Below are 12,671 nucleotides of genomic sequence, written 5' to 3'. Positions count from 1 at the left end.
AGCGATGGCGCCTCCGGCCCCGCCAGCGGCGCTGAAGCCAGGATCACCTGGGCAGCCATACTAGTCCAGTGAGCTTCGGGTTCGGAGTCCTGATCGCGGTCCTGTTGCTGACCCTGCCAGGCGCTGTGGTGGCGATGGCGGGGCGGCTGAGCTGGCCTGTCGCCGTCGCCGTCGGCCCCGCGCTGACATACGGCGTTGTGAGCCTGGCCATCATCCCGTTCGGGGCGGTCGGCATTCCATGGAACGCGCTGACCGCGCTGGCCGCTCTGATCGTTGTGACAGCAATCGTCCTGAGTTTGCGGATTCTGCTCACCCGGTTACGCAATCTGGACAGCGCGCGGCCCGCGGTCTCGATGGGCCCGGCCCTGCTGGCGGGAGCCGGGGTGGTTCTCGGCGCCCTCGTGATCGGTTTCGCAGCCTGGAAGGGCACGCCGCACTGGCAATCGATCCCCAGCAACTGGGATTCGGTGTGGCACGCCAACACCATCCGCTGGATTCTCGACACCGGCCAGGCCTCCCCGACGCACATGGGTGAACTACGCAACGTCGAGACCCACGCCGCGCTCTACTACCCGTCGGCCTTCCACGCCCTCGGCGCGGTGCTCGCCCAACTGACCGGTGCGGCCCCGACCACCGCGTACACGCTGAGTGCGCTGGCGGCCGCGGTCTGGCTCTTTCCACTGAGCGCGGCGCTGCTGACCTGGCAGGTGCTGCGCCCCCGCATCAGCGAGTGGCGGGCAGCGGGGGCGGCTGCCACGGCGGCGGCGCTGTCGGCGTCGTTCACCTCGGTGCCCTATGTCGAGTTCGACACCGCGTCGATGCCGAACATGGCGGCCTACGGCATCGCGGTGCCGGCGTTTGTGCTGATCACGTCATCGCTGCGCTATCCGGGCCGCATCCCGCTGGCGGTACTGGCCCTGATCGGGGTGTTCTCGGTGCACATCACCGGCGGGGTGGTGGTGGTCACGTTCGTCGCGGCGTGGTGGCTGCTCGACGCGTTCTGGCATCCCCTGTTGGGCAGAACCCGTGATTTCGTGACGCTGCTCACCATCGCGGTGGCGACGCTCGCCGTGCTGCTGCCCCAGTTCCTCGGGGTGCTGCAGCAGGCCGAGATCATCACCGGGCACGCCTTCCTCACCCACGAAGGCCGCAAGAAGGCGCTGTTCGACGCGATCGTCCAGCACACCCGCCACCTCAACGACTTCCCGATCCAGAACATCCTCATCGGACTGGCCGCCGTGGGTTTCTTCCTGCTGCTGATCAGGCGGGTCTGGTGGCCGGCCGCGGTGTGGGCCCTGCTGGTCGTGTCGATCGTGCATTCCTCGGCCCCGTTCGGCGGGCCCATCGGCGTGCTCGCAGGCAAGTACAGCGACCTGTTCTACAGCGACCCGCGCCGGCTGTCGGCGGTGGTGACGATGCTGCTGGCGCCGATGGCCGGGATCGCGCTGTGGTCCCTGGCGGTGCTGGCGGTGGCCGGAGCGCGACGGCTGATCCGGCGGCGAGGCGCGCCCGACCCGGACCGCGGGGTGTGGATCGGTGCGACGGCAGCGCTGCTGATCGGCGTGGTCGTCGCGGTGAGCTGGCACTACTTCCCCCGGCACCGGTATCTGATGGGCGAGAAGTACGACCAGGTGATGATCGACAACAAGGACCTCGCGGCGATGGCGTACCTGGCCACCCTGCCCGGCGCGCGGGACACGTTGATCGGCAATGCCAACACGGACGGCACGGCCTGGATGTATGCGGTGGCGGGCCTGCACCCGCTGTGGACGCACTACGACTACCCCGTGCAGCAGGGTCCGGGGTATCACCGATTCATCTTCTGGGCGTACGCCGATGACGCCGACCACGATCCGCGCATCGCCGAGGCGGTGAAGGCGCTGAACATCCGCTATGTGCTGACCGGCAGCCGGATAGTCCGCGGGTTCGTAATGCCCGACGGGCTAGTGTCACTAGACAAGTCCGCGTCGTGGGCGAAGATCTACGACAACGGCGAGGCCCGCATCTACGAGTGGCGCGGGTCCGCGCCGGCGGACAGCCGATGAAACTACAGAGCAGAGGAAATGCTCAGCGCATGACAGCCAATACCGACGACGACAACATCGAAATCATCAGCAGCCCGGAGGCAGTCCCGGGCGGCGAGGACGACGATCAGCGTTCGATCACCGAACTGGTGGAGCAGCCGGCCAAGGTGATGCGGATCGGCACGATGATCAAGCAACTGCTCGAAGAGGTCCGGGCAGCTCCGCTGGACGACGCGAGCCGCACCCGACTGCGCGAGATCCACGCCACCTCCATCCGCGAGCTCGAGGACGGCCTGGCACCGGAGCTGCGCGAGGAGTTGGAGCGCCTGGCGCTGCCGTTCTCCGAAGAGACGGTGCCCTCGGATGCCGAGCTGCGCATCGCGCAGGCGCAGCTGGTCGGCTGGCTCGAGGGACTGTTCCACGGGATCCAGACCGCGCTGTTCGCCCAGCAGATGGCTGCGCGCGCTCAGCTGGAGCACATGCGCCAGGGCGCTTTGCCGCCCGGCATCGGACAGCCGGGAGTCCCCGGCGGCCCCGGCGGTCACGGGACCGGGCAGTACCTGTAACGCAGTGTCCGCAGCCGATCCCTACATCGAGACCCGCGAGGCCTGGGTCGAGTTCCCGATCTTCGATGCCAAGACGAGATCGCTGAAGAAGGCGTTTCTCGGCAAGGCCGGCGGCGCCATCGGGCGCAACACCGACAACGTCGTCGTCATCGAGGCGTTGCGCGACATCACGCTGACGTTGAAGATGGGCGACCGGGTCGGGCTCGTCGGCCACAACGGCGCCGGCAAGTCCACGCTGTTGCGGCTGCTGTCCGGGATCTACGAACCAACCCGTGGTTCGGCGACCGTACGAGGCCGTGTCGCACCGGTTTTCGACCTCGGCGTCGGGATGGATCCGGAGATCTCCGGCTACGAGAACATCATCATCCGCGGGCTTTTCCTCGGACAGACCCGCAAGCAGATGGCCGCCAAGGTCGACGAGATCGCGGAGTTCACCGAACTGGGCGAGTACCTGTCGATGCCGCTGCGGACCTACTCGACGGGTATGCGGGTTCGGCTGGCGATGGGCGTGGTCACCAGCATCGACCCGGAGATCCTGTTGCTCGACGAGGGCATCGGCGCGGTGGACGCCGACTTCCTCAAGAAGGCTCAGTCGCGGCTGCAGAGTCTGGTCGAGCGGTCCGGAATCCTGGTCTTCGCAAGCCATTCCAACGAGTTCCTGGCGCGGCTGTGCAAGACGGCGATGTGGATCGACCACGGCACCGTCCGGATGAGCGGCGAGATCGAGGACGTGGTGCGCGCCTACGAAGGCGAGGACGCCGCGCGGCACGTGCGCGAGGTGCTCGAGGAACACAAGTCGGATTGGTCGCAGGCGTGACGGATCTGGTGTGCGCGGTCGTCGTCACCCACCGCCGCCCGGACGAACTCGCCAAGTCGCTCGACGTGCTGAGCACCCAGAGCCGGATGGTGGACCACCTGATCGTGGTCGACAACGACTTCGATGACCGGGTGCGTGACCTGGTGGCCGGCCAGCCGGTGCCGACGACCTATCTGGGGTCGCGCCGAAACCTCGGCGGCGCAGGAGGATTCGCGCTGGGCATGCTGCACGCGCTGACGTTGGGCGCGGACTGGGTGTGGCTGGCCGACGACGACGGCCGGCCCAAGGACACCGACGTGCTGGCCACGCTGCTGGCCTGTGCGGCGAAGCACGGCCTGGCCGAGGTGTCACCCATGGTGTGCGACCTCGCCGACCCCGAGCGGTTCGCGTTCCCCGTCCGCCAGGGTCTGAAATGGCTTCGCCGTCCACACGAGCTGGGCAGCGGAGATCTCCTGAGAGGCTATGCCTCACTGTTCAACGGCGCCCTGTTCCGCGCCGAAACCCTTACCGCCGTTGGTGTTCCGGACCTCCGATTGTTCGTGCGCGGCGACGAGGTCGAGCTGCACCGCCGGCTGGTGCGCAGTGGGCTTCCGTTCGGCACCTGCCTGAACGCGGTGTACCTGCACCCGTACGGCACCGACGAGTTCAAGCCGATCCTCGGCGGCCGCATGCACACGCAGTACCCCGACGATCCCACCAAGCGCTTCTTCACCTACCGCAACCGCGGTTATCTACTGGCGCAGCCGGGTCTGCGCAAGCTGCTGCCGCAGGAGTGGCTGCGCTTCGGCTGGTACTTCCTGGTGACCCGCCGCGATCCGGCCGGACTGCGCGAGTGGATTCGATTGCGGCGCATGGGCCGCAAGGAGAGGTTCGGGAGGCCTTCAGCGTGACCTTCACCGACGCCGCCACACAGTCGAGGACCTTCACCCGGGCCTGGGGTGACCTGATCGACGGCTTTCGTAAGCGGGAGCTCTGGCTGCACCTGGGCTGGCAGGACATCAAGCAGAAGTACCGTCGCTCGGTGTTGGGCCCGTTCTGGATCACCATCGCCACCGGAACCACCGCCGTCGCGATGGGCGCACTGTATTCCCAGCTCTTCCATCTGCCGCTGGCCGAGCACCTGCCCTACGTCACGCTCGGCCTGATCATCTGGAACATGATCAACGCGGCGATCCTCGAGGGCGCCGACGTGTTCATCGCGAACGAGGGCTTGATCAAGCAGCTGCCCACCCCGTTGAGCGTGCACGTGTACCGGCTGGTGTGGCGGCAGATGATCCTGTTCGGGCACAACATCGTCATCTACGTCGTCATCGCGATGATCTTCCCCAAACCGTGGTCGTGGGCCGACTTGTCGGTGATCCCCGCGCTGTTGTTGATCATGCTGAACTGCGTGTGGGTGTCGTTCTGCTTCGGCATCCTGGCCACCCGCTACCGCGATATCGGCCCGCTGCTGTTCTCGATCGTGCAGTTGCTGTTCTTCATGACGCCGATCATCTGGAACGCCGGGACGTTGGAGCAGCAGGGCGCCGGCAAGTGGGCCAAGATCATCGAGCTGAACCCGCTGCTGCACTACCTCGACATTGTGCGTGCCCCGCTGTTGGGCGCCCATCAGGAATTGCGGCATTGGATCGTGGTGCTGGCGCTGACGGCACTGGGCTGGCTGTTGGCAGCGTTCGCGCTGCGGCAGTATCGGGCGCGGGTTCCGTACTGGGTGTAGCCCTGTTCTAGCCCGGTAACGCACCCACGGCAGAGGTTTTCAGCGAGGCTCTTAAATTCCCTTGTCGCCCAACCAGGCGGCTGGTGAAAAACGCTTTTAGTGGACGACCGCCCTGTGGGACGAATACGGGAATTCCGGTGTCAGTAACTTACTTTTCTTTTCAATTTTCTGCGTTCGCTCCGACAATGCGTATTAGCTTTTGCTCAGTACAGCGCGGACGTCGGGGTTTTGCGCTGGTTCAGAGAGGTCACCGGCATGCGCGCAGTAACTCCTTCACAGCAAGTCGATCGTCGAAAGTCTCTGCCTCGCAGTTCGAGTCGCCTTCCATACGTGACCGATTGTTCGGGGCGCATGCTGACGCCCGCGGCGTATGCAGCGGGAAATGGCCGTTTTGTCGGGCGAATTGGCGCGTTGGCGGTGGGGTTGGGGATTGGTGCGGCGGTGATGTCGATGGCGTCGGTCGCGGCGGCGGACACGACCGGGTCGGCCGGTTCGCCGGGTGCGGGCGGCGGTGCGTCAAAAGCCAGTGCCGCCAGGAAGGACTCCCCGAAGAGCTCGCCGTCGACGAGTTCGGCGCGTGTGTCGTCGTCGGGGAATTCGAAACGAACCCCGGTCACGGTTGGGCGGACGAACAGGAGCGGGGATGCGGCCGGACCAGTTCGACCGGCAGAGGTGGTTTCGAGAGCCAGTGCTGTTGTGCCGTCGGTGAATTCGATAGGCCAGGAAGGCCCGTTGGGGGATTTCATTCGGATCTTCGTGGGTGATGGCACGCAGAGCCACCCGAATGCGGGGCTGTTGGTCGGTAACGGATTCAGTTTTGACGCGGTGACGTGCGTGGGATCGGTGGCCTGCGCCGGTGGCCGGGCGGGGTTGTTGATCGGTAACGGCGGCGCCGGATTCAACGGCGGCAACGGTGGGTCGGCGGGCTTGTTCGGCGATGGTGGTGCCGGTGGCGCAGGGGTCAATGGTGGCGCGGGTGGCCACGGCGGCATAGGCGGGTTGTTCAGCGGGAATGGCGGTAAAGGTGGCGCTGGCGGCGCCGCGGTCGATGTTGGCGCTACCGGTGGGCATGGCGGGGCGGGCGGCAATACCGGGTTGTTGTCGGTGCGAGGTACCGGTGGTGCCGGTGGTGCCGGCGGGTCCGGCGCCACGACGGGCCGCGGCGGCTCCGGGGGTGCGGGTGGTGGGGCGGGATTGTTGTCGTCGGGCAGCTCCGGTGGCGCCGGCGGCGACGGGGGTGATGGCGGCACTGGCGGCAATGCGGGCGACGGTGGCCACGGGGGGTGGCTGATCGGTTCCGGTGGCGCAGGCGGCGCCGGCGGGGATTCCAGCGGGTTCAGCAAGGACGGTGGTGCTGGTGGCGCCGGTGGTAGCGCGGGCTGGCTGTCGGTCTCGGGTGACGGCGGCGACGGTGGCAACGGCGGCAACGGCGGCAACGGCGGCAACGGTGTCCAAGGGGTCAACGGGGCGTCGGCCGGTCAAGCGGGCAGTATCGGCGGCACCGGCGGCAACGGCGGGAACGGCGGCAAGGGAGGTGCCGGCGGCAACACGGGCCTGCTGTCGTTTGGGGACCACAAGGGCAACGGCGGCAACGGCGGCACCGGCGGCAAGGCAGGTACCGGTGGCGTCGGCGGCGCCGGCGCCGACGGTGACGCGACCGTCCTCCAGGGAGGCGACGGCGGAACCGGTGGCTATGCCGGTAGAGCGGGCACCGGTGGGGTTGGTGGTGCAGCAGGTTTGGGTTGGGGCAGCGGGGGCCATTCCGGCACCGCCGGTGCTTTTGGCGCAGCGGGCAGTGGTGGTGACGGTGGTTCCGGCGGCAGCGGAAGCGCCCGGGGCGGCACCGGCGGAACAGGAGGCACGGGCGGCAACGGATTCGCTGCTGGTTATGCAGGTGGCGCCGGCGGTACGGGCGGCCAAGGCGGTTCGTCACCCACAGGTATCGGCGGTGCCGGCGGGAAGGGCGGTGCCGCCGGCTATCCCGGTGTCGGCTTCACCGCACCTGCCGGTGGCAACGGTGGCAACGGCGGATCCGGTGGTACCCAAGGCGGCGCCGGTGGAGCCGGTGCGACCGGAGCCAACGGGAATGCTTCAGCCGGCGGTGCGGGTGGCACGGGCGGCCAGGGCGGCTCGTCATTGACTGGTATCGGTGGCACAGGTGGGGTGGGCGGCAACGGCGGTAATAGCGATGTCGGCTTCGCCGGTTCCAACGGCGGAACCGGTGGCGCGGGTGGCTCCGGCGGCACCCAAGGCGGTACGGGGGGAACCGGAGGAGCAGCAGGCAACGGCAACGGCGCTGCGGCCGGCATCGGAGGCACTGGCGGGCAAGGTGGTTCATCTGACACCGGCATCGGAGGCACTGGCGGGACAGGCGGCGCCGCTGGCTATCCCGGTGTCGGCTTCACCGCGTCTGCCGGAGGCAACGGTGGCAGCGGTGGCTCCGGCGGCACCCAAGGCGGCGCCGGTGGAGCCGGCGCCACCGGCGGCAATGGCAACGCTTCAGCCGGCGGTGCCGGTGGCACGGGCGGCCAAGGCGGCGCCTCGCCGACCGGTGTCGGCGGCGCGGGTGGCGCCGGCGGCAACGGCGGTAACAGCGATGTCGGCTTCACCGGTTCCAATGGTGGAACCGGTGGCACTGGTGGTTCCGGCGGCACCCGAGGCGGCGCCGGAGGCGCCGGAGGAGCGTCCGGCAACGGTACCGACGCTGCGGCCGGTGTCGGTGGAGCGGGCGGCCAGGGTGGCTCATCTGAGAACGGGATCGGTGGCACTGGCGGCGCCGGCGGTCACAGTGGTTGGGGCGCAGCTGGTTTCAGCGCACCTGCCGGTGGCATTGGCGGCACTGGCGGTTCCGGCGGCAGCCAGGGCGGCGACGGTGGAGCAGGCGGCACCGGAGGCAACAGCGATCTCTCTGCTGGCGGTACCGGCGGCACGGGCGGCCAAGGCGGCGCCTCGCCCACCGGTGTCGGTGGAGCCGGCGGCGCGGGCGGCGCAGGCGGGATCGGCATCCCGGGTAACGCGGGTCAAGTGGGATACGCGGGAGGCGCGGGTGGCGGCGGCGGTGCTGGCGGTAGCGGTTCCACCGGTGGCGTAGGTGGTACCGGTGGACGAGGTGCCCAAGGCGGTCAAGGTGGCTACAACGACGTCCTCGGCGCTCAAGGCGGTGTTGGTGGTTCGGGCGGCCTCGGCGGCGCGGGCGGCGCCGGCAGTTCCAGCGCAGGAGCCGGCGGCACAGGTGGCGAAGGCGGTCGCGGTGGCACAGGCGGCGACAGCAACCCGTCGACAGGAACCGGCGGCCCCGGGGGCACCGGCGGCTCAGGTGGCAGCGGAGGAACCGGAGGTGCCACCGGCGGCTCAGGTGGCAGCGGAGGAACCGGAGGTAATGGCGGGTGGGGTGGCAGCGGGTTCCACCCCGGATCGACAGGTGACCCGGGCAGTACCGGCGCCGACGGCGCACCGGGATAGCCAGCAACGCGCACCCACAAAAGCGCGTCACGCCGATCGACTCCGGTGACGTCGAGCTGGCGATCCCTCGAGACTTGGGACGGCACGTTCTCACCGTCGTTGGCGTCCAAAGGATTTGTCGCCTAAGAACTTCGCACCGTTTCCACCGGTGGCCACCGACGTGGCGTTCGACGAGGTAGCCCGACGGTTTCGGTGTCCTTCCGTATTTTTCGCGGGACTTCAGGGAGATCCCGCACTCGGCGCAGAACGTCGAGACCGCCCCGCGAGGCGCGTCATCGGGGCACTGTGAGATCCACAGCCTCGGGCCGAAAGTGTCACCACCAAGACCACCGGATCTGTCACCGATGTCCTGAGACACCACAACCGAAACTTGTCGCCGGGTTGAGTATACTCGAACACATGTTCGATTCTGGTCTCGTTTCCGCTGATGACGGCGCTGTGGTCGCCGCTATCGAGGAGTGGGCCGTTAGTGAGGCGAAGGCCGCCGCGCGCCGGATCGCCGCCGTCGGCGAGCTGGTGCGACGACGCTGCGGGGATGATGCCCGGGACCGCTGGGCCTGCGATTCCTGGGATGCCGCCGCCGCGGAGGTTTCGGCCGCGTTGGGCATCCCGCATGGCCGTGCCTCGGGCGAGATGCACCTGAGTCAGGCGATGCGGTATCGCCTGCCCCGGGTCGGCGCACTGTTCATGGCGGGCCGGCTGAGCTATCAGGTATGCCGCGCCATCGGATGGCGCACCATGCTCGTCGAAGACGACGAGGCACTGGCTCTTATCGACGCGGCCCTCGCCGAAGCCGCGGTGCTCTGGGGTCCGATGTCGGAGTACAAGCTGGGGCAAGCCATCGACGTGTGGATCGACCGGTACGACCCGGGAGCGTTGCGACGGACCCGGGCGACGGCACGCAGTCGCGACGTGGAACTCGGCTCCCGGGACGAGGAGGCGGGCACGACCTCGCTGAGGGGGCGACTGTACTCGACAGACGCGGCGCTGTTGGATCGCCGGCTCACCCAGATGGCGCACGGTGTCTGCGACGACGACCCACGAACGATCGCCCAGCGCCGGGCCGATGCCCTCGGGGCGCTGGCGGCCGGTTCGGACAGACTGGCCTGCACCTGCGGCTCGCCCGAATGCCCCTCGGGTGCCGAAGACGGCCGCGGGTCCAGCATCGTGATCCACGTCCTGACCGAGGCGGAAGTGCTTGCCGGTGAACCGGATTCGGCGATATCGGGTGAGTCCGAGAGGCTCCAGGTCACACGGGACACCCCGCTCTCCGAGCTGTGTGCGCCGCGCCCCGAACCAAAGCCGACCGCCGAGCCGGTGACATCGGTGCTCACCGGACGCGGCGGGATCGTGCCGCCTGCTCTGCTCGCGCAGATGATTCGCTCGGGTGCCAAGGTGCGCTTCCTGCGTCAGCCCGGCGACGTGCCGGAGCCGGGCTATCGGCCGTCGGCCGCGTTGGACGAGTTCGTTCGCATGCGCGATCTGACCTGCCGATTCCCGAATTGCGATGTGCCAGCTGAGTTCTGCGACATCGACCATACGGTGCCATGGCCACTCGGCCCGACACATGCGTCGAACCTGTCGTGCAAATGCCGAAAACACCACCTGCTCAAGACATTCTGGGAGGGGTGGTCCGACAAGCAGTTGCCGGACGGCACGCTCATCTGGACATCACCGGTGGGCAAGCGCTACGTCACCCATCCCGGCAGCCGATTGCTGATCCCGCAGTGGAACACCACGACCGCGGCGCTACCCGAACCATCGGGTGACCCGCCGCGCGCGACGGGCCTGATGATGCCGACCCGACGACGAACCCGGGCTGCCCAGCGCGCCTTGAACATCAGGCGTGAGCGTGCGCTGAATGATGCTCTGGTCGCCGACCGAAACGCGCCGGCGCCCTTCTAGAACCGTCTGGGCCAAATCCTCAAACTCTGAGCTGACGCGCGCGTAAATTACCCCGGGGGGCGCACGAAGTAAGGAGATGGTATGCGTCTACGCAGCGCAGGTAAGGCTAAGTTTTCCGGGACAATTCTGGCCTGCGCAGCTGCCGCAGGCACGCTCGCGACTGCCGGGCTGGGGTCAGCGCCCGCAGCGAACGCGAGTTGCGCGTCGTTCTTCGGCATCGGCAACAGCGCCGATTGCAGCAGCACCATCACCACTATCGCGATAGCGCTCGGCAACGGTGCAACCGCCCACGCAGGCGGGCTGTTCGGCGCTGCCTTCGCGATCGGCACGGGTGCGCAGGCCTACATCGCCACTGGCCCATTCCTGGGCGGCGGCGGCTACTTCAACACCGCGATCTCCGTGGGCACCAACAGCTATGCGCAGACAGCGGGGCTGTTCTCCATCGCAGTGGCCAGCGGCGACAACACCGGTGCCAACGCCGGCCTGGGCAGCAGCCCATTCACCGGCACCACCCAGATCGGCAACATCACCCTGGCGTTGCGGGGCCCCGGCCGTCCGCTCGCCGTCAGTCAGGCCGACGGCATCGGCAATATCGCGGTCGTGCTGGGACAAGACCAGACCGCCCAGGCCAGGGGCGTGGGCAACACCGCATTCAGTTTCTTCGGAACCGGCAGCGACGCTGAAGCATTCGGCGCTCTGAACAATGCCACCAACCTGTTCACCGACCACACCTCGACGGCCAGTTACGACGCCTCACCGCCAAATGCCGCCTTCGCCAGCCTCGCATTCACGATCTTGGGCAAAACCAACACGGTGGCGGCGGGCCCGGGCCCATTCGCCGTGGCGGGCTCGATCCTGCAGACCGGGGCCACCGTGACCAAGGTCGGGCCGGGCTTCCACATCAACGATGTCGTCGTCGGCGGGGCTGCGGCTCAACACAAGGCCACCAAGGCGGCATCGACTACCGCGGCGTCGGCGCCCACCGGACCCAAGGCGGCCGCCGCGTCGGCACGCCACGCGAAGAACTAGCCGGGCTCAGCCCGGGTAGGACCCGTGGTCGGGCTCGGGCCCGAACTGGAAGCGCCGGCCGGAAACCTCCGACGGCGTCACGCGGACGAAGCGCAGCTTCTCGGTGGCCACCCACGGCAGAAGTTGCGCCCGTTCGGCTTCGTGAACGTCGTCGGCGGCCGTCAACACCTGAGCCGTGCCGCGGACGATCACGCTCCAGCCCTCGCTGACGGTGTGATCGTCGACCTCGAAGAGCACCTTGTCGTTCATCACAGTGCTGAACAACTTCGTGCCCTCCGCGGTCCGGAACAGCAGCGTGCCGTTCTGGGTGACGAAGTTGACCGGGAAGATCTCCAGCTGATCGCCGATGTGGGTGACCAGCCGACCCAGCGCAACGCTGTTCAGCAGATCCCAACTCTCGTCAGCGCTGAGTACCGTAATCGGACCCTGTTCGACTGTCATGGCCAGATTTTGCCCCGGCAATGAGCGGCTCGCATAGGGTCGAACGGCCTTTCAGCAGCGCCGGGAGTGGTGGCGGGTTACGCTCGGCGGGTGTTCGGGTTCGGCCGTGATCTGGCAAAGGTCGGAGTGCGTGCCTACGCAGATGTTCTGGCCGCCGACCAGTCGTCGATGTCGGTCACCATCGGCAATCCAAATATCCTGGGCAACACCGAGATTCGCTGGAAGCTCCACCTACGGGTACTCCCGGAATCCGAGCCTCCGTTCGAGGCCACCATCCATGCGTTGTTGCCACAACTGAACCGGCCGAGCCCGGGCACTCGGGTAGTTGTCTTGTACGACTCCAAGGACCACGGCAGAGTCGAACTCGCGCAGCCCGCTTCGGCGGCCGATGCGGCGATCGACGCGATCAACTGCGCGCGGCCCGATCTGGCCGGCGCCCAAGTCATGGGCATGCCGATGAGTGACATGATCCGCTCGGCGATCGCCGACCCCAACGGGTTTCGCGCCCAGATGATGCAGCGTGGCGCCGAGATGCAGCAGCAGGCCATGGCGGCCATGCAGGCGGCGGCACAGCAGGCGCAGCCCGCTCAACCCGCACCGGCGGACCCCGTCGACCGGCTCGAGCGACTCGCGGCACTCAAGGATCGCGGGCTGATCACCGACGAAGAGTTCGAGCAGCAGAAGCGCAGGATTCTCGGCGAAGTCTGACC

Annotated in this window: 11 protein-coding genes; 9 read left to right on the top strand and 2 right to left on the bottom strand. The window is 67.9% G+C overall.

Translation table 11 applies throughout. From position 1 onward, the window contains the following. Positions 1-68 precede the first annotated feature (68 nt). The 5 genes from HBE64_RS00485 to HBE64_RS00465 are packed head-to-tail and all read left to right on the top strand — an operon-like array spanning position 69 to position 5,124. On the top strand, positions 69-2,045 hold the full coding sequence (locus HBE64_RS00485) for a DUF6541 family protein (RefSeq protein ID WP_167096757.1): 1,977 nt from the start codon (positions 69-71) through the stop codon (positions 2,043-2,045). A gap of 29 nt (positions 2,046-2,074) precedes the next feature. After that, complete coding sequence (locus HBE64_RS00480) at positions 2,075-2,590, top strand: bacterial proteasome activator family protein (RefSeq protein WP_167096755.1); 516 nt, start codon at positions 2,075-2,077, stop codon at positions 2,588-2,590. Positions 2,591-2,594: 4 nt separating this feature from the next. Then, positions 2,595-3,407: an ABC transporter ATP-binding protein gene (locus HBE64_RS00475; RefSeq protein WP_167096753.1), complete on the top strand. Its 813-nt coding sequence runs from the start codon at positions 2,595-2,597 to the stop codon at positions 3,405-3,407. After that, the gene (locus tag HBE64_RS00470; protein WP_167096751.1) at positions 3,404-4,297 is read left to right on the top strand and encodes a glycosyltransferase; all 894 of its coding nucleotides are present in this window, start codon (positions 3,404-3,406) and stop codon (positions 4,295-4,297) included. Before HBE64_RS00475 ends, HBE64_RS00470 begins: the two co-directional genes overlap by 4 nt. Further along, positions 4,294-5,124: an ABC transporter permease gene (locus HBE64_RS00465; RefSeq protein ID WP_167096749.1), complete on the top strand. Its 831-nt coding sequence runs from the start codon at positions 4,294-4,296 to the stop codon at positions 5,122-5,124. Before HBE64_RS00470 ends, HBE64_RS00465 begins: the two co-directional genes overlap by 4 nt. Positions 5,125-5,327: 203 nt before the next feature. Here HBE64_RS00465 and HBE64_RS00460 read toward each other — a convergent pair whose 3' ends face one another. Further along, positions 5,328-5,870 (bottom strand): hypothetical protein, encoded by a 543-nt coding sequence (locus tag HBE64_RS00460; protein WP_167096747.1) that lies wholly within the window; start codon positions 5,868-5,870, stop codon positions 5,328-5,330. 10 nt (positions 5,871-5,880) lie between these two features. Between HBE64_RS00460 and HBE64_RS24885 the strand changes: the two genes are divergently transcribed. The 3 genes from HBE64_RS24885 to HBE64_RS00445 all read left to right on the top strand — a co-directional run bounded on the left by HBE64_RS24885 (position 5,881) and on the right by HBE64_RS00445 (position 11,520). After that, positions 5,881-8,586, top strand: a complete 2,706-nt coding sequence (locus tag HBE64_RS24885; protein WP_305792201.1) for a PE family protein — start codon at positions 5,881-5,883, stop codon at positions 8,584-8,586. Positions 8,587-8,985: 399 nt separating this feature from the next. Further along, a complete protein-coding gene (locus HBE64_RS00450; protein WP_167096745.1) occupies positions 8,986-10,491 on the top strand; it encodes an HNH endonuclease signature motif containing protein in 1,506 nt (501 codons plus the stop codon). Between the two features lie 81 nt (positions 10,492-10,572). Further along, positions 10,573-11,520 (top strand): hypothetical protein, encoded by a 948-nt coding sequence (locus HBE64_RS00445; RefSeq protein WP_167096743.1) that lies wholly within the window; start codon positions 10,573-10,575, stop codon positions 11,518-11,520. Between the two features lie 6 nt (positions 11,521-11,526). On the opposite strand, the gene HBE64_RS00440 is transcribed toward HBE64_RS00445, so the two are convergent. Continuing rightward, positions 11,527-11,961, bottom strand: coding sequence for a pyridoxamine 5'-phosphate oxidase family protein (locus tag HBE64_RS00440; protein ID WP_167096741.1), 435 nt, complete (start codon positions 11,959-11,961; stop codon positions 11,527-11,529). Between the two features lie 90 nt (positions 11,962-12,051). Here HBE64_RS00440 and HBE64_RS24515 point away from each other — a divergent pair, with 90 nt between their 5' ends. Then, a complete protein-coding gene (locus tag HBE64_RS24515; protein WP_243841452.1) occupies positions 12,052-12,669 on the top strand; it encodes an SHOCT domain-containing protein in 618 nt (205 codons plus the stop codon). The last annotated feature ends 2 nt before the right edge of the window (positions 12,670-12,671 follow it).

Source organism: Mycobacterium sp. DL592 (assembly GCF_011694515.1).
Classification (GTDB): domain Bacteria; phylum Actinomycetota; class Actinomycetes; order Mycobacteriales; family Mycobacteriaceae; genus Mycobacterium.
This window is presented reverse-complemented; position numbering and strand designations above follow the sequence as displayed.

Excerpts from the sequence above, each read along its gene's own strand:
- HBE64_RS00480 (WP_167096755.1), top strand. The coding sequence starts at position 2,075 with ATGACAGCCAATACCGACGACGACAACATCGAAATCATCAGCAGCCCG.
- HBE64_RS00460 (WP_167096747.1), bottom strand. The coding sequence starts at position 5,870 with ATGAAATCCCCCAACGGGCCTTCCTGGCCTATCGAATTCACCGACGGC.
- HBE64_RS00450 (WP_167096745.1), top strand. The coding sequence starts at position 8,986 with ATGTTCGATTCTGGTCTCGTTTCCGCTGATGACGGCGCTGTGGTCGCC.
- HBE64_RS00445 (WP_167096743.1), top strand. The coding sequence starts at position 10,573 with ATGCGTCTACGCAGCGCAGGTAAGGCTAAGTTTTCCGGGACAATTCTG.
- HBE64_RS00440 (WP_167096741.1), bottom strand. The coding sequence starts at position 11,961 with ATGACAGTCGAACAGGGTCCGATTACGGTACTCAGCGCTGACGAGAGT.